Below are 15,984 nucleotides of genomic sequence, written 5' to 3'. Positions count from 1 at the left end.
AAAGAGCTAGTGTAACTGGTCACCGTTTAACACACCGCATATAGCGCAACATAGGATTGCGTCTATGACCGACTTCGATCCGATTGCAGACTCCGGCATTGTCATCGTCGACAAGCCCCAAGGCTGGACAAGCCACGATGTAGTGGGCAAACTCCGTCGAATCTTCCGCACCAAGAAGGTCGGCCACTCCGGCACCCTCGACCCAATGGCCACCGGTGTGCTCGTCCTCGGCATCGGCCGTGGCACGCGTTTCCTACCGCATGTCCACGCGGACACGAAGTCCTACCAAGCCACCATTCGGCTCGGCGCTGCCACACTTACCGACGACGCCGAAGGCGAGTTGCTCTCCGAATCGTCAGCGGCATCGGTGACCGATGAAATGGTTCGAGAGGAAATTGCGAAGTTCACCGGCACGATCATGCAAAAACCTGCGGCGGTATCCGCAGTGAAGATTGACGGTGTCCGCGCCTACGAGCGCATCCGCCGTGGCGAGAAGGTCGATATCCCAGCGCGCCCGGTGACAATCACCCGCTATGAGGTTCTGGACATCCGCCACGACTCCGATCCTTCCCGTCCCGGGGAGTGCATCGATATCGACGTGGAGGTCGACTGCTCTGCCGGCACTTTCATCCGAGCATTAGCTCGTGACTTGGGGGATGCACTGGGAGTCGGTGGTCATCTCACCGCTCTACGACGTACTGCCGCCGGCGTTTTCACTATTGAAGAAGCATTGACTATCGACGAGCTCACAGCGAAAGCCGAGCAATTCGACACCGCCAATCCAGAAATTGCGGAGATGCGACGCCCCCTTCCGGAGCGCGCCGCTTCCTTGCTGCCGATGAGTCTGGACGCGGCCTGCCTGCGTTGCTTTGATACCCGCGAAATTACTGAACAGCAGGCGGCTGATTTGGCTCAGGGCAAGTGGCTGGAGCCAATCGGAAAACCTGGAGTCTATGCGGCGGTGTCTCCAACGGGAAAGGTCCCGGCGCTGCTCACAGAATCCGGCAAACGGGCCAAGACGGTCTTCGTGGTACGCCCGGCCACGCTGTAGCTACTTCTCAAGGCTTTTAAGACTGCTCGAGCCACACCGCGGTGGCAACGATGCCTGCACCGCGAGCCCAGAAGCCCTTTACTCCTCGGAAGGCGTCGGGAATCTCACGGTGAAATGTTAGCTGTAGAGGTCCGCCTGCGAGTCCTCGGGAAAAACCTCGCGCTGCTATCCGTCTCTTCCTCGGTTGCACGGAAACTTCGTCGAAGTCTAGCCACTGCCCGAGTATCGGCTCCCAGAGTTTGTACACTGATTCCTTGGCGCTAAATTGCACCAGCGGATCCAGGCGAGCTTCGTCAGTGCGCAAGACTGCATCGATGATTCCTAACTCTAGAGTCTGCTCGACCTCGACATCGATGCCAATCCCCTGCAGCTGTTCAGCGCTCGCGGACACAGCTGCCACGGCCCCGTCGCAGTGGCTAATTGACCCCACGACTCCTCGCGGCCACAGCGGCGCTCCGGTGGTCGACATTCCAATCCCACCTGGGGCAGGCTCTCCTAGCCGTCGCAACGTCTCATGCGCAGCGAGGCGCCCTCGGGTGAAATCACGGATTCGAACAGGTGCTGCACTATCCGGCAGGCTCAATTCAGCAGTACGGAGCTGCTGCAATTCCGCATCACTAAAAGGACGCTCGGCATTGGAGTCAATGACCAGCCGGCTACCGGCGGGTAAATGCCCGGCCAGGTACTCCTCGACGTCGGCAAGCACACTCATGCGCTGATGCCGTACCATTTCTCTCCACGGAAACGGGTAGCGACAAAGATGAGTCGCAGAATCATGAATGCCAAGAGACCGCACCATACGCCGGTCAGCCCCCAGCCAAATGCCTGAGCCAGCCAGACCGGTGGGAGGAATCCGCACAGGACCGCGCTAACGGTGGCGTTACGGAGGAAGGCTGCGTCGCCGGCGCCGAGCAACACGCCATCGAGCGCGAAGACGACACCGCCGATAGGAATCATTGCGACAAGAATCCACCATGGTCCGGCGGTGACTGCGTCAATCACGCCTATGGAGTCGGTAAAAATGCGGACGATACTGGCATTACCCACTGCGAAGACGGCCGCTAGGCCGAGAGCAATGACGCTTGACCAGACAGTAACTCGCTTGCCAGTCCAGCGGGCAACGGCCGTGGAGCTACCGCCCAACGCTGCACCGACGAGCGTCTGTGCAGCAATCGCTAACGAGTCGAGCACCAACGAGATCAGATTCCACAGTTGCAGCATGACCTGGTGCCCACCTAGCGTGGTCGGCCCAACGCGGCCAGCAACCGCCGCGGCAGAGAGGAACGCTACCTGGAAGGACAAGGAGCGAACGATGAGATCGCGACCGAGGACCAGCTGGCTTTTGATAATGGCGCCACTCGGGCGCATGGAGAGCTTGCGGTTAGAGCACTCTTTGAAAAGACTGCGGAGGAACAGCCCGCCGGTAATCAATTCGCCGAAAAGAACGGCCATTGCAGAGCCCTCGAGACCGAAGGCGCGGACCAGAGGCACAATCACAATGGCGGCCGGAACAAGGCCTGAGAGCACAAATAGCAGCGGCGAGCGGGTGTTTTGGATACCTCGTAACCAACCATTTCCAGCCTGCGCAATCAACGTCAGCGGAATGGCGAAAGCAGCAACTCGCAACCATTGCCCGGCATCATGAGCGACCTCCGGATGAGGAGCTAACCAACCGGTAAATACCGGTGCCAACCCCACGATGATGGCAAAAAGGCTAAGGCCCACAAAGATGGCGACCCATGTCGCTTGCAGTCCCTCTTCGACCGCCTCGTCCACGTTGCCCCTGCCAAAGGCTCGTGCTGATCGGGCAGTCGTGCCGTAAGCCAAGAAAGTAAGCTGCGTAGTCACCACGGAAAACACCGTCGAACCAGCGGCCAGTGCAGCTAGTTGGACAGCGCCGAGCCGACCAATGACGGCCGTGTCCAGCAGCACATAGAGTGCGGGCGCGGCAAGAACGCCCAACGCTGGCAGCGCAAGCGAAACGATTGCGCGAAGGCTGACATCTGACTTTGCACTGTGCCCAGTTCGCTCTATGCCAGTTTGCTCAATCTCAGTGCGCTCCTGAGTTTCTCGCGAGTCCGACAATCCCCTAGGCCTCGCTTGTGCCTCGGCGTGCCTGGGCTGCGACATCGCTGGTGTCCAGGATGGCTTGCAGCAGCTCATCCTTGCTGCAATCGCGAGTCAGACCGGCTGCGCGCTCGTGGCCACCGCCGCCAATTTCCAGGGCGACCTGGGAGACATCGACAAGCTCGCGAGAACGCAGCGAGACCGCCCACTGGCCTGGCTCATACTCCTTAAGTACCGCACAGACATCGGCCGCATTGGTCGTACGCACAATGTCCACGACCGATTCAATCTCATCGTGGCCAACTTCGGCGGTCTGGTCGTACTCAATGACGACGTGGATTAGGCCTGCGCCGTCGCCCCACTCGGGCACCAATGTCGCGGTGGAAAGCACCGTGCCCAGGAACGGCAGGTAGGCAAACGGATGCTCTTCCAGCAGCTGTGCACCAATCGTGCGCGGATCGAGCCCCTTATCCAGCAGGCGCGCCGCTGCAGTGTGCATGCGAGAACGGCCGAACTGGAACGACGCGGTATCCGTCAACAGCCCGGCGTAGAGAGCATGAGCCATCGGCGTGGTCAGCTTGATACCCCAGACACCAAAGAAGTCCAGGAGCACCATGGTCGAGGACTCTGCGAGTTCATCAATCATGTTGACGGACCCAAAGCGAGTGTTGGTCGCGTGATGGTCAACATTGATAACGCGATCGGAGGCCATCACGCGATCTTCGAGCGCACCGAGACGCCCCGGGCTTGCGCAGTCGACAGTCACCCACGTGTCAATGTCTTCATCCAGGTCCGTGTACTCGACGAAGCGTTCCCATCCGGGGATGGTCAGCAGCGACTTGGCAGGCAAATCGCTCTCACCGTAGCTGGCGACAGCCGAAATGCCACGCTGTACAAGTGCCATGACCATAGCAGACGCGGCACCAATCGCATCCGCATCGGGGTGAACATGGGCAATGACGCCGACTTTCTTAGCGTCGGCAAGCATATCCTGCATCTGCTGAATCGGCTTGGACATGCGGCGATTAATCGCCTGGGAAAGCTGGTGAGCTGCCTGCTCCTGAGCCTGCGGAGAAGTGGTCACGTGGGTGCCCCTTTCATCGATAGATGTGGCCGGTGGAGAGTTTTACTCCTCGTCGCGGTATGGGTTGGCATCGCCTGCGGGCTTTGCGTTTCTGGCCTGCTCAGCCAATTCCGCGTCGCGCGCGCGAGTCTTATCAAGCAGCGCCTCAAGGTGCGCGGAAATTTCCGGCACCGTGTCAACCTCAAAAGCCAGCGTCGGTGTGTAGCGCACACCGGTGCCACGACCGACTAGGGAACGCAGCTGCCCCTTCGCCTTTTCCAGCGCTGCTGCTGCCGACTCGTAGTCCGGTTCCTCGTCGAGCGTACGTCCGCGCACAGTGTAAAAGACTGTGGCGTCGTGCAAATCGCCGGTGACGCGGCAGTCGGTGATAGTCACGAACTCCAGACGCCGGTCCTTAATCTCACGCTCAATTGCGCTGGCGACAATCTCCTGAATACGCTTGGACAGCCTGCGCGCGCGTGCTGGATCTGCCATTTTCGGCTACTCCCTATCTATCTATATCTGTGCGCAACCATTCGTAGCTAGACCCCATATAGCGTGAGGCCTGAAGTGCCCCTTCGCTGACAAACACCCATTTGGAATCCGGCAAAAACGGTTCAATACAAAGGACTGCTAATACTAACACGCAAAACACTACTCAACTTCGAACCGCATTTTTCGCGACTTCACCTAAGCCCGTCTACCGGGTGCAGTCACTTGCTTCGCCGCACGCTCGCCCTTTGTTATTAACCCATTAATCATCACGACAACACTGCCACCACCATCGATGTCATCGACGGCATGGGGAGTCGCTACTACGGAATTGCGCAGCTGAAACGCAGCCTACCCGTACGCTCTTAACGGCGCTCCACGAAGCTGTACATCGGTAACCCATTAACATGAGAACAGTCAGACAGTGAACCCATCACGCTGTCCTGCAATGGTGTTTCTCCCTCGATACCAAAAATCCATTTAACCGCAGCATTACCTAGCTCCAGCGGATGAAAAAGATAACTTACCTCACCGTTTTTATCCTTGGGCGCCACGCTGCCATGGGTTTGTTCCCATTCAGTCACATACGTCGGATGTAGTACCTCGACGTGTTCACCATTAGCGAACGGTACCTCGAAATCCAACAGCCTTCCCGAACTGAAAAACCGCTGCATGTCAAAATCATAGTCTTCGCAGCTTGCCCCTAATTCTCTGGTGGGAGTCTTATAGTGGCACAAATCGACAACACTATTGATGCACAGTGACCAACTTGCACGAGGATCATTCGCCAACGCTGCGTCCTCAATAAGGTCGTATACGTTGTTGGTCCCGAAAAGCAGCGTTGGCCCAAACGCTACGCAAAAAGGCGCTCCCCGAAGGGAGCGCCTTATCAAAGTTCACGCAGTGTTTAGCCTACGTTGCTACGTGCGCGGAACCTCGACCATCTCGTAGACCTCGATAACGTCGTCCACCTGGATGTCCGGGTAAGACAGCACCATACCGCACTCGTAACCGGCTGCCACCTCGGTAGCATCGTCCTTCTCTCGCTTCAGCGACTCGATAGTCGCCGAATCCGTAATGACGTTGCCGTCACGAACCAGGCGAGCCTTCGCGTTGCGGCGGACCTTGCCGGACTCGACCATACAGCCGGCGATGAGGCCAACTGCGGAGGACTTGAAGATGGCGCGAATCTCTGCACGACCAATCTCCTTCTCCTCGTAGACCGGCTTGAGCATGCCCTTCAGAGCAGCCTCGACATCCTCGATAGCACGGTAAATCACCGTGTAGTAGCGGATGTCAACGCCCTCAGCGTTGGCAACCTCTGTGGCCTTACCCTCGGAGCGAACGTTGAAGCCGATGATGACTGCGTCAGACGCAGCAGCCAGCGTGACGTTGGTCTGAGTAACAGCACCGACACCACGGTCGATGATGTTCAGTGCGACCTCGTCGTCGACCTCGATCTTGAGCAGGGCTTCTTCCAGTGCCTCGACGGTACCGGCGTTGTCGCCCTTCAGGATCAGGTTGAGGGTGTTGGTCTCCTTCAGGATCTCGTCCAGGTTCTCCAGGGAGACGCGCTTGCGACGACGTGCCTGCAGTGCATTACGACGACGTGCGTCGCGGCGGTCTGCAATCTGGCGGGCCGTACGATCCTCGTCAACGACCAGGAGGTTGTCACCAGCACCCGGTACGGAGGTCAGGCCGAGCACCTGAACCGGACGGGAAGGACCGGCCTCATCGACGTCGTTGCCGTACTCATCGACCATGCGGCGAACACGACCATATGCGTCACCGACAACGATGGAGTCACCGACGCGCAACGTACCGCGCTGAACGATAACGGTTGCCACCGGACCACGGCCGCGGTCAAGGTGAGCCTCAATGGCGACACCCTGAGCGTCCATATCCGGGTTCGCGCGCAGATCCAACGACGCGTCGGCAGTCAACAGCACTGCTTCGAGAAGCTGATCGATGTTGAGGCCCTGCTTAGCGGAGATATCGACGAACATAGTGTCGCCGCCCCACTCTTCGTCAGTGAGACCGTATTCAGTCAGCTGACCACGAATCTTCTGCGGATCTGCAGTTTCCTTATCAATCTTGTTGACTGCAACGACAATCGGCACATCAGCGGCCTTGGCGTGGTTAATAGCCTCAACCGTCTGCGGCATGACGCCGTCATCAGCTGCAACAACCAGAATCGCGATATCGGTCGACTTGGCACCACGAGCACGCATGGCGGTAAACGCCTCGTGACCAGGGGTATCCAAGAAGGTAACCTTGCGCTTCTCGCCGTCGAGCTCCACCGGCACCTGGTAGGCACCGATGTGCTGGGTAATACCACCGGACTCGTGGCCACCAACGTTGGCCTTACGAATCGTGTCCAACAGGCGCGTCTTACCGTGGTCGACGTGACCCATCACAGTTACCACTGGCGGGCGCTGTTCCAGGTCCTCATCGTCGCCCTCATCCTCACCGAATTGGAGGTCGAAGGATTCAAGCAGTTCGCGGTCCTCATCCTCTGGCGAAACAACCTGGACCTTGTAATCCATCTCGTCGCCGAGCAGCTGCAGGGTCTCGTCGGATACCGATGCAGTTGCCGTAACCATTTCACCGAGGTTGAACAATGCCTGAACCAGTGCTGCGGCATCGGCATTGATCTTCTCAGCGAAGTCGGACAACGATGCGCCGCGTGCGAGGCGAATGGTCTTGCCCTTACCGTTAGGCAGCTTGACGCCACCCACCACGGATGGTGCCTGCATTGCCTCGTACTCGTTGCGCTTCTGACGCTTCGACTTGCGTCCGCGACGCGGGGCGCCTCCTGGCCGCCCGAATGCGCCTGCAGTTCCACCGCGACGTCCGCCGCGACCACCGCGCGGTCCACCACCCGGACCACCTGGGCCGCGACCACGGCCGCCGAAGCCACCGCCACCACCACCGCGGCTTGCCTTTGCAGGCATCTGTCCCGGGTTCGGGTGCGAAGGCATCATCGCCGGAGTCGGGCGATTGCCTCCCGGCTTATTACCGCGGCCCTGTCCACCTTGCGGACGCGGGCCACCTTGACGTGCTCCTGGCTTCGGCCCCGGACGGCCGTTTCCACCCTGCGGGCGAGGGCCACCCTGGCGTCCACCCGGCTTCGGACCCGGACGGCCAGGACCGCCCTGCGGACGCGGCATGTTGGACGGCCGCGGTGCCGGACGGGACGATCCGCCGGTCGAGAATGGGTTGTTCGCCACACGCGGTGCGCGTGCGCCTGGCTTCGGCCCCGGCTTCGGGCCAGCAGGCTTCGGCGGGCGTGGCATTTCCTGTCCCGGCTTCGGCGAACGGGACGGTGCTGCTGGCTTGGCACCCGGCTTTGCCGCCGCTGGTGCAGCCGGCTTGGCACCTGGCTTTGTAGCTGGCTTGGCACCCGGCTTTGCCGCCGCTGGTGCAGCCGGCTTGGCACCTGGCTTAGCTGCTGGCTTGGCACCCGACTTAGCAGCAGGCTTAGCTGCAGCCTTCGTAGCTGGGGCCTGTGCAGACGCGTCAGCACCTGCACCAGCATTCTTCTCTTCGTAGACCTTCTTCATCTTCCTGACGACGGGTGGTTCCACCGTCGAAGAAGCGGTCTTAACAAACTCGCCCTGAGCCTTCAGCTCGGCGAGTAGTTCCTTGCTGGTGACCCCGAGCTGCTTAGCGAGCTCATGGACACGTAGCTTTCCGGACACTGCTCTCCTCACTAGTGGGGGCCGAGCAGCGCCCGATGGCGGATTCGTCCGCGCACCGAGAGCGCCTGCAGGGCTCCCTCTTATCTATTGCCGTTCATCGCTGATGCTTCATCGTGTGCTCATCAGTGTTCAGGTCTTTCTGGTGTCATTTTTCCTGCCTCCCTGCTTAGCGACACGCACATCGTCAGCGGGGGCGAAAACCTCCGCCACTTCGTAGTGCGTGGCGATAAACTGTTTAACCGGAAACGCATCTACCTGCGTAGATACCTTCAGTGCGCGGCCAAATGCACGGCGCTTGTCGGCGATCTCCCAAGCTTTTAGTGTTGGGGTAATCCAGGCACCTCGTCCCTGCATCCGACGACGCGGATCAGCAACGACGGCTACTGAGCCATCTGAACGGGTGGTAGCGACAATGCGCAGCAGCTCCGAGCAATTGCGACGCTGCTTAGTTGCAATACAGGTACGTGTGGGTGCAGGTGTATGAGTTGTCGAATTCGGGTTTGTCACCCGCGAAGCCGTCATACTCCTGACGCACCCACCTTCCTGCTAAGAGATTCAGCGCGAAAATTCGCATAGGAAAATCACGCCTTGTCGTTTGGCCACTTCCCAGCATAACCCGAAAAGGCGGAAAAGTGCCAACCCCCCCCTAGGCACTTTCCCGCCACTTTCGCAACCGCTGGGACGCTGACGTTGCGTCTACTCCGCGTCGGAGTGGATATCGATTCGCCAGCCGGTCAGACGAGCCGCCAGACGGGCATTCTGTCCCTCCTTGCCGATAGCAAGCGAGAGCTGGTAGTCGGGCACCACAACATGTGCACGGCGCTCATCCATGTCCAAAATCTTGACACTAACGACCTTGGCTGGCGCCAGCGAGTTACCAACGAACTTCGCCGGATCCTCGTCGTAGTCGATGATGTCAATCTTCTCGCCCTTGAGCTCATTCATAATCGAGCTCACACGCTGACCGCGCGGCCCGATGCAGGCGCCCTTAGCGTTGAGCCCCTTGACCGTGGGACGTACAGCAACCTTGGTGCGGTGACCAGCCTCGCGTGCAATCGAAATCAATTCCACTGCCCCATCGGCAACTTCCGGAACTTCAAGTTCGAAGAGCTTACGAATGAGCTCCGGGTGCGTGCGTGACAGGTGAATCGCAACGCCCCGCGGTGTCTTGTTCACACCGACGACGTAGCACTTGATGCGGTCACCGTGCTTGAGTTCCTCACCTGGCAGCTGCTCAGCCGGCATCAGAATACCGTCGCGACCATTGGCCTCCGAACCGATGTGGACGACGACAATGCCCTTTTCATTGGCATAGACATCGCGCTGGACCACGCCGGAAATGACCTGGTTAGACAGGTCTGCGTATTCGTCGAGAACCTTGTCGCTTTCCGCATCCCGCAGACGCGAAAGGATGGTCTGACGAACGGCGAATGCAGCGGTACGCTCAAAGTCCTCCGGAGTGTCGTCCCATTCGGAGATGAGATTGCCCTCGTCGTCTCGCTCCTGAGCAAAGACTATGACGTCACCGGTCTCACGGTCGATTTCGACGCGCGCATACTGTGCCGGTGCGGTGGTACTACGGTAGCTTTCACGCAATGCCCGGGCGACCAGTCCCAGCATTTCGTCGAAAGGAATACCCTTTTCCCTTTCCAAGGTTCGCAGGGCAGCTAATTCAATCTTCACTTGTTATCCTCCAGCCTGGTCAAGGCATCGTCATAGTCTAGTCCCGCAAAATCTTTCTCGGCTGCGGGCGGATTAGAGAATTCAACTTGTACCACTGCACGGGCCACATTGGTTAATTGGACACGCTGACCAACAGCCTTCAACCGCCCCTTTGGCCCTTTAGAGGTGACGAGAATGACGGATTCTTCATCCGGCGACAGCGCACCAATGCGGGCTGCAATCGCGGAACCGTCGGCAAGCGAAATTTCCGCAATGCGACCACGGTTACGGCGCCAGTGCCGTGGCTGGGTCAGCGGTGCGTCAATACCAGGAGTGGAGACTTCCAAGGTGTAGCCCTGAGCGCCGAAGTCGGCTTCGCCACGTGCCTCCGCGGCATCCAGAGCGGAAGATACTTCATGCGTGGCCTGTTCCAGAACATCGAGGTCAGGACGCTCATCTGCGTCAACCAACACAATGACCTGTGACTTTGCGCCGGCGCGAACGACCTTGACATCTTCCACATCCAGGCCGATTTGTGCGAGCGCCGGGCTCACAAACTGTTCAATTTTCTCGGGTGCGGGTATCGCCATAGTCGTAGAGTCTACAGGTCAAGTGCTAGGAATTGCGCACCTGGGAACTATCCACGCACCGCATTGATACAAAGTGCCGCCCGCCGTGGCACCATAGTGAGGTGACTGTTGAACCTCCCGCCCCCAGTTCTGCTTCCGCATCGCGTCGCACTCGTACTCTCTCGCGCCGTGGCTTCCTCGCTGCTGCCCTCGCCGTGGGGTCACTTCCCGCGCTTTCCGCGTGCTCGCATCTGGTGGCACCACGCCCGGATTACGCCATTGAGGTTCTCCACGCGTTGGCGGCGCGCGATGCACATTCGCTTATCGACGCCAATCCTGACCTCGCAGCTGTGCGCTCCGCGCAGGTTACCGAACTGGATAAGGAAATCACACGCGCCTGCGGCACCCACAAGGACGGTAAACCTGTCAATGAATGTGGCTCAGACGTAGCAGTCCCAGGATCCCTGGCTACCGGTGTCGATGCGAAATTACTGCTCACGGACTCGCGAAACAATCCCGTACTGGCAAAGGCCCTGGATTCACGCACTGCATTGCGGGAGGAGCATACTGCACGCCTTGCCACGGCTATCGATGGCGGTATGGTCCTCGCACTGCGTGCTGCGGGCGCTGAGTGGGAGGAGCTTGTCCCATTGATTCCCAGTGACAGGGATGAAATTTCGGGTGCCGAAGAACAGATGACTAAGGCACTGCAAGCCGAATACATGATGATTTACGGTGTCGGCGTCGCCGCACCACGTGTCGGAGGCGATACCACTACTGCTCTTTTGGCTCGTGGCGAGCGCCACCGTATTTTGCGCGATCGTGCCCGGCTAATTTTGGAGGATTCCGACGTTGAGGTGCCGGAGAGCGCACCTGGCTATATGCCGGAAGATGCTCCTTCACCGGATACGGCACCCGTCGATTACATGATTGCGTTGGAGCGCTATTGCGCCCAGGCGTGGGAAGACGTATTGCTCGCTGCCAATAACCCTCGGATGCGTATGTTCGCACTGCAGGCAGCTGGCGTGGCTGCCGCCGGAGCGGCAGCGCTAGGTGGCAACAACTTGGAGCCGCTGCCGGGACTCTAAGCCTTGCGAACCAGCTCCGCGACGTGAGCTGCAATGCCGTCAGCGGCGACCTCGTCGGTCTCGTTGGTCAGGCGGTTACGCAGCTCCACCTTGCCGTCCGCGTAGCCACGGCCAAAGATGACCACAAACGGCATACCCAGCAACTCAGCGTCCTTGAACTTCACACCGGGGCTGACCTTCGGACGGTCGTCGAAAAGCACCTCAATGCCCTGCTGACTGAGGTCTTCCGCCAGCCGTTCAGCGGCCTCAGCTGCTTCGGCGTTCTTACCGGCCACAGCGATGTGAACCTTGTACGGTGCTGCGGCAACTGGCCACTTCAGACCCTTTTCATCCAACTGCTGTTCTGCGAGGACAGCGACCAGACGGGACACACCAATGCCGTAGGACCCCATCGTCGGACGAGCACGCTTACCGTTGACATCGAGGATGTCAATTTCAAAGGCGTTGGTGTACTTGCGGCCCAACTGGAAAATGTGACCAATCTCGATGCCGCGCTCAATCTTTAGCGTGCCGTGCCCCTCCGGAGCCGGGTCGCCGTCACGCACCTCTGCGACATCGCAAATACCGTCAATCTGGAAGTCCCGGCCAGCGACCACATCGACGATGTGCTTGCCTTCCTCGTTGGCTCCCGTAATCCAATTCGTGCCCTCCGCTACGCGTGGGTCAGCTAGGACCTTCACGCCGTAATCAGCGAGCCCCTGCGGGCCGACGTAGCCTTTGACCAGGAAGTCGTTGGCTGCGAAGTCCTTGTCCTCTAACAAGCGAACCTCGCCCGGTTCGAATGCGACTTCGAGACGCTTTTCATCGACCTCACGGTCACCGGGAACCAGGATTGCGGTCAGCTGTTCCGGCAGGGCGTTGCCCTCCTTATCGACCTTCTTCGGGTCGACGGCGACGAGAACGCACTTCAAAGTATCGGCAGCGGTGACCTCGCGTCCGAGGTCCACGCCATTGGCCCAATCAACAAGCGCTGCAATGGTGGTGCAGTTCGGAGACTCGTAAACCTTCGCCTCCGGCTGTCCCTCAATCGGCTGCGGTTCGACTGCCGGGATTCTCACGGCTTCAACGTTGGCGGCGTACTCACCGTCGGTGGAGACTACGAAGGAGTCTTCGCCATTTTCGCTAACAGCCAGGAACTCCTCGGAGGCCGAACCGCCCATAGCGCCGGAGGTGGCGTGGCAGATTTCGTACTTAATGCCCAGCCGGTCAAAAATTCGCTGGTAGGCACCGCGGTGCAGCTGATAAGAATTCTCCAGCCCCTCGTCGTCCATGTCGAAGGAGTAGGAGTCCTTCATCACGAACTCGCGGCCACGCAGAATACCCGCGCGCGGGCGGGCCTCGTCGCGGTACTTGGTCTGAATCTGGAACAGCGTTGTCGGGAAATCCTTGTAGGAGCTGAAAAGATCCTTGACAGCCAGTGCGAACATCTCTTCGTGCGTCGGCCCCAGCAGGTAGTCCGCGCCCTTGCGATCCTTCAGACGGAACAGCTCGGGGCCATATTCGGTCCACCGATTCGTCGCCTCGTACGGTTCACGCGGGAGCAGTGCAGGGAATGCCAGCTCCTGTGCGCCAATGCCTTCCATCTCCTCGCGCACAACCTTCTCTACGTTGCGCAGAACCTTCAAGCCCAGTGGCAGCCAGGAGTACACACCAGGGGCAGTTCGCCGGATGTAGCCGGCACGGACGAGCAGCTTGTGGCTAGGAACCTCGGCGTCAGCAGGATCCTCGCGCAGTGTGCGGAGGAACAGCTGGGACATTCGCGTAATCATGAATGCTGATTTTACCCGTCGATCATTCTTCGCAACATGCGGGGCATTACTATGGTGCCCATGCTCGTAGTCCTACCCCCATCTGAAACCAAAGCCACTGGTGGCAGCCATCCCGCAGTGGACTTTTCCTCGCTGAGCTTCGGCTCCCTCAACCCCATCCGCGAGCGCATTGCAGCCGATCTCGTGGCGTTAAGTGCGAACAGGGAAGCCGCGATGGAAACACTGAAACTGGGGCCACGTCTCGCTGACGAAGTCACAGCTAATGCTGCGCTCCTAGAGTCTCCGACCATGCCGGCTCTCGAGCGTTATACCGGGGTGCTCTACGACGCACTCTCCCCCAGCGACCTGCCGGAAACCGGCCGTGCTCGACTCGCCATCGGGTCAGCGCTCTTCGGCGTCATTGGCGGGGACGACCTCATCCCCCGCTACCGTCTGTCTGGCACGGTCAAGCTCCCCTTCGCGGATCAGCCTGCCGACGCAGCTCCCACGATGAAGCGTCGCTGGGGCACCGCCATCACCGAGGCTCTCAATGATGTCGACTTCCTCATCGACCTTCGTTCCGGCACCTACGCCAATTTGGGCAAAGTCAAGACCGCGACAACGATGACCGTACTCACCGCAGAGGGTAAAATCGTCAGCCACTTCAACAAGCACTACAAGGGCCTATTTGCCCGCGCCATCGCCCTTTCCGACACGGCACCGACTTCCCCCACAGAGGCCGTCGATATCGCGCGCGCCGCAGGATACGACGTCTCGCTTGACGACGGCACCCTCATCTTCCGCGTCCCGGAAAACTAAATGTCGTCGTTGTAGCGCTTCCGACCTGCCACAATGGCAGCAATGAGCGCAATGACAGCGATGAAAATGCTATCGTATCGCGAGCCTTCTCCGCCGAGGAGAAGGAGGCGGAAGATGATCATGGCTCCGAGGTAGAACACCAGGAAGGTCGCAGCGCCCATCCAGATAGCGCTACGCAGCTGATCGTCGGCAAGCAGTCGGGTAACAAACCCTGCCTTTTGCTGCTGTGGCTCACGCTTCTTCGACTTGTTGTTGCTCGACCTGTCGTTCTTACTCATCGCCCTCATCCAGACCGGCGACTTCACCGATGACGATAACGGCGGGCGGTTTGATTGCCTCTTCGACCATTCTCTCGCCGAGCTCGCCGAGTGTGCAGCGTAGGGATCGCTGATTCGGCAGCGTACCGTCCTGGATGACCGCTGCCGGAGTCTTCGGGCTGCGGCCGGCCTTCATCAGAGCCTCGGCAATCTTCGGCCCGTTCTTAACTCCCATAATGATGGCAATAGTGCCGTGCATGCGGCCAAGCGCATCCCAATTGACTAGCGAAGTCTTGTGCCCCGGTGGGACGTGACCGGACACGACAGTGAATTCGTGGTTGACGCCACGCATGGTAACTGGGATGCCAATCGTCCCCGGTACCGCCAGCGCCGAGGTGATACCCGGCACAACTCGAACCGGTACCCCTGCCTTCTGCAGCTCCTGAAGCTCTTCGAAACCGCGGCCGAAGATGTACGGATCGCCACCTTTGAGCCGGACCACAAAGTAGCCCTCGCGGGCACGATGAACTAGCAGTTCATTGATGCGCTCCTGAGCCATGGCGCGACCGTAAGGAAGCTTGCCGGCATCAATAATCTCGACATCCGGCTCCAAGTCACCGAGCAGCGACAGTGGACCGAGGTGGTCTGCAACGACGACGTCGGCAAGCCGGAGCAGGCGACGCCCCTCAACGGTAATCAGACCAGGATCGCCCGGGCCACCGCCTACGAGTGCGACCTGCCCAGCGAGATCCCCAGCGCGCGACGCGCGACGGCCGGTCAGTGCCACAGGAGTAAGCGGGCTGGATGTCCCGGTTTCATCGTCGACGAGAATACCTCGGCGGTGTCCCTCGAGTGTCACCTCACGCAGCACCGACTCGTCACAGCAGACCATGAGAGCCTTGCCCCAGCTCATCGCCTCGGTAAAACCAGTGCGGGTCAAACTAATACGGCCGTCTGCAGCCCAGGCCTCAATCGCAGTTGTTACTTCCCCACCCTCACACACAGTGACATCAGCGCCAGAGTCCAACAACCGAGGAATCACGCGCTCTGCAGCCGTGGAACCGCCAATCACCAACACGCCGTAGTCTTTGAGAAGCAAACTCATAGCTAATACTTTACCCGGCGCACGAAGCAACAAAGCGACTGACGTTCCCCGGCGCACCAACCGGATGAACATGCAGGTAACCGGCATGAATCCGCCCAGACTCGGAAACGAAGCCGTCGCGAACTGTCTCGCCTTGGTATCCACGCCAACCCCAGGCGGGTTGCCACCCGGCCGCAGCAGCGACACTTGCGGTGTCATCAGTGAGCGCTGTCTTGTGGAACTCGTGACCGCGCACGCGCGTACCTACCGGGCACAATGCGGAATCAGTCAGAGCCACAGCCTCCCGGTACCCCAACTTCAACCGTGCCATGTGCGCTCGCCCCGGGATGATGCCACACATACGGCGCCCACCGAGATCTTCA

Annotated in this window: 15 protein-coding genes and 1 pseudogene; 3 read left to right on the top strand and 13 right to left on the bottom strand. The window is 59.6% G+C overall.

Going from position 1 to position 15,984, the window contains the following annotated elements:
- The first annotated feature begins 64 nt into the window (after positions 1–64).
- The gene (truB, locus tag HMPREF3042_RS07295; RefSeq protein ID WP_070856689.1) at positions 65–1,051 is read left to right on the top strand and encodes a tRNA pseudouridine(55) synthase TruB; all 987 of its coding nucleotides are present in this window, start codon (positions 65–67) and stop codon (positions 1,049–1,051) included.
- 16 nt (positions 1,052–1,067) lie between these two features.
- Here the strand turns inward: truB and HMPREF3042_RS07290 are convergent, their stop codons facing one another.
- From HMPREF3042_RS07290 to rimP, 9 genes are all read right to left on the bottom strand, one after another.
- Positions 1,068–1,781, bottom strand: coding sequence for a 4'-phosphopantetheinyl transferase family protein (locus tag HMPREF3042_RS07290; RefSeq protein ID WP_070856688.1), 714 nt, complete (start codon positions 1,779–1,781; stop codon positions 1,068–1,070).
- Positions 1,760–3,136: an MATE family efflux transporter gene (locus HMPREF3042_RS07285; RefSeq protein ID WP_083327439.1), complete on the bottom strand. Its 1,377-nt coding sequence runs from the start codon at positions 3,134–3,136 to the stop codon at positions 1,760–1,762. The genes HMPREF3042_RS07290 and HMPREF3042_RS07285 overlap by 22 nt, the downstream gene beginning before the upstream one ends.
- 4 nt (positions 3,137–3,140) lie before the next feature.
- Positions 3,141–4,202, bottom strand: coding sequence for a DHH family phosphoesterase (locus HMPREF3042_RS07280; RefSeq protein WP_070852328.1), 1,062 nt, complete (start codon positions 4,200–4,202; stop codon positions 3,141–3,143).
- Between the two features lie 42 nt (positions 4,203–4,244).
- Positions 4,245–4,676, bottom strand: coding sequence for a 30S ribosome-binding factor RbfA (gene rbfA / locus HMPREF3042_RS07275; protein WP_070852329.1), 432 nt, complete (start codon positions 4,674–4,676; stop codon positions 4,245–4,247).
- Positions 4,677–5,038: 362 nt separating this feature from the next.
- On the bottom strand, positions 5,039–5,464 hold the full coding sequence (locus HMPREF3042_RS07270) for a hypothetical protein (protein WP_210403440.1): 426 nt from the start codon (positions 5,462–5,464) through the stop codon (positions 5,039–5,041).
- Positions 5,465–5,593: 129 nt separating this feature from the next.
- Positions 5,594–8,374: a translation initiation factor IF-2 gene (gene infB, locus HMPREF3042_RS07265; RefSeq protein ID WP_070856687.1), complete on the bottom strand. Its 2,781-nt coding sequence runs from the start codon at positions 8,372–8,374 to the stop codon at positions 5,594–5,596.
- A 129-nt stretch (positions 8,375–8,503) separates the two neighbouring features.
- A complete protein-coding gene (locus HMPREF3042_RS07260) occupies positions 8,504–8,896 on the bottom strand; it encodes a YlxR family protein (protein WP_070852331.1) in 393 nt (130 codons plus the stop codon).
- Between the two features lie 174 nt (positions 8,897–9,070).
- Complete coding sequence (gene nusA, locus HMPREF3042_RS07255) at positions 9,071–10,057, bottom strand: transcription termination factor NusA (protein ID WP_070856686.1); 987 nt, start codon at positions 10,055–10,057, stop codon at positions 9,071–9,073.
- Positions 10,054–10,626, bottom strand: a complete 573-nt coding sequence (gene rimP, locus HMPREF3042_RS07250) for a ribosome maturation factor RimP (protein WP_070856685.1) — start codon at positions 10,624–10,626, stop codon at positions 10,054–10,056. Before rimP ends, nusA begins: the two co-directional genes overlap by 4 nt.
- A 101-nt stretch (positions 10,627–10,727) precedes the next feature.
- Here rimP and HMPREF3042_RS07245 point away from each other — a divergent pair, with 101 nt between their 5' ends.
- Positions 10,728–11,693, top strand: coding sequence for a DUF4439 domain-containing protein (locus HMPREF3042_RS07245; RefSeq protein WP_246822367.1), 966 nt, complete (start codon positions 10,728–10,730; stop codon positions 11,691–11,693).
- On the opposite strand, the gene HMPREF3042_RS07240 is transcribed toward HMPREF3042_RS07245, so the two are convergent.
- Positions 11,690–13,462: a proline--tRNA ligase gene (locus tag HMPREF3042_RS07240; protein WP_070856683.1), complete on the bottom strand. Its 1,773-nt coding sequence runs from the start codon at positions 13,460–13,462 to the stop codon at positions 11,690–11,692. The genes HMPREF3042_RS07245 and HMPREF3042_RS07240 overlap by 4 nt on opposite strands.
- 60 nt (positions 13,463–13,522) lie before the next feature.
- Between HMPREF3042_RS07240 and HMPREF3042_RS07235 the strand changes: the two genes are divergently transcribed.
- Positions 13,523–14,260: a YaaA family protein gene (locus HMPREF3042_RS07235; RefSeq protein WP_070856756.1), complete on the top strand. Its 738-nt coding sequence runs from the start codon at positions 13,523–13,525 to the stop codon at positions 14,258–14,260.
- Here the strand turns inward: HMPREF3042_RS07235 and HMPREF3042_RS07230 are convergent.
- The 3 genes and pseudogenes from HMPREF3042_RS07230 to HMPREF3042_RS07220 form a co-directional block, all read right to left on the bottom strand.
- Positions 14,257–14,538 carry a hypothetical protein gene (locus tag HMPREF3042_RS07230; RefSeq protein ID WP_246822365.1) on the bottom strand — a complete coding sequence of 94 codons (282 nt, stop codon included), beginning with the start codon at positions 14,536–14,538 and terminating at the stop codon, positions 14,257–14,259. The genes HMPREF3042_RS07235 and HMPREF3042_RS07230 overlap by 4 nt on opposite strands.
- Positions 14,531–15,622 (bottom strand): uroporphyrinogen-III C-methyltransferase, encoded by a 1,092-nt coding sequence (gene cobA / locus HMPREF3042_RS07225; protein ID WP_070856681.1) that lies wholly within the window; start codon positions 15,620–15,622, stop codon positions 14,531–14,533. Before cobA ends, HMPREF3042_RS07230 begins: the two co-directional genes overlap by 8 nt.
- 10 nt (positions 15,623–15,632) lie before the next feature.
- A pseudogene (locus tag HMPREF3042_RS07220) lies at positions 15,633–15,984 on the bottom strand (cobyrinate a,c-diamide synthase); the annotation flags it as partial.

This window comes from Corynebacterium sp. HMSC074C05, from assembly GCF_001838325.1.
Classification (GTDB): Bacteria; Actinomycetota; Actinomycetes; order Mycobacteriales; family Mycobacteriaceae; genus Corynebacterium; species Corynebacterium amycolatum.
The sequence above is the reverse complement of the archived record's forward strand: the minus strand, read 5'-3'. Positions and strand labels throughout refer to the sequence as shown.

What these genes read in the sequence shown, in the direction of transcription:
- truB (WP_070856689.1), top strand. Translation starts at nt 65, where the DNA reads ATGACCGACTTCGATCCGATTGCAGACTCCGGCATTGTCATCGTCGAC.
- HMPREF3042_RS07290 (WP_070856688.1), bottom strand. Translation starts at nt 1,781, where the DNA reads ATGGTACGGCATCAGCGCATGAGTGTGCTTGCCGACGTCGAGGAGTAC.
- rbfA (WP_070852329.1), bottom strand. Translation starts at nt 4,676, where the DNA reads ATGGCAGATCCAGCACGCGCGCGCAGGCTGTCCAAGCGTATTCAGGAG.
- HMPREF3042_RS07260 (WP_070852331.1), bottom strand. Translation starts at nt 8,896, where the DNA reads ATGACGGCTTCGCGGGTGACAAACCCGAATTCGACAACTCATACACCT.
- rimP (WP_070856685.1), bottom strand. Translation starts at nt 10,626, where the DNA reads ATGGCGATACCCGCACCCGAGAAAATTGAACAGTTTGTGAGCCCGGCG.
- HMPREF3042_RS07240 (WP_070856683.1), bottom strand. Translation starts at nt 13,462, where the DNA reads ATGATTACGCGAATGTCCCAGCTGTTCCTCCGCACACTGCGCGAGGAT.
- HMPREF3042_RS07235 (WP_070856756.1), top strand. Translation starts at nt 13,523, where the DNA reads ATGCTCGTAGTCCTACCCCCATCTGAAACCAAAGCCACTGGTGGCAGC.
- HMPREF3042_RS07230 (WP_246822365.1), bottom strand. Translation starts at nt 14,538, where the DNA reads ATGAGTAAGAACGACAGGTCGAGCAACAACAAGTCGAAGAAGCGTGAG.
- cobA (WP_070856681.1), bottom strand. Translation starts at nt 15,622, where the DNA reads ATGAGTTTGCTTCTCAAAGACTACGGCGTGTTGGTGATTGGCGGTTCC.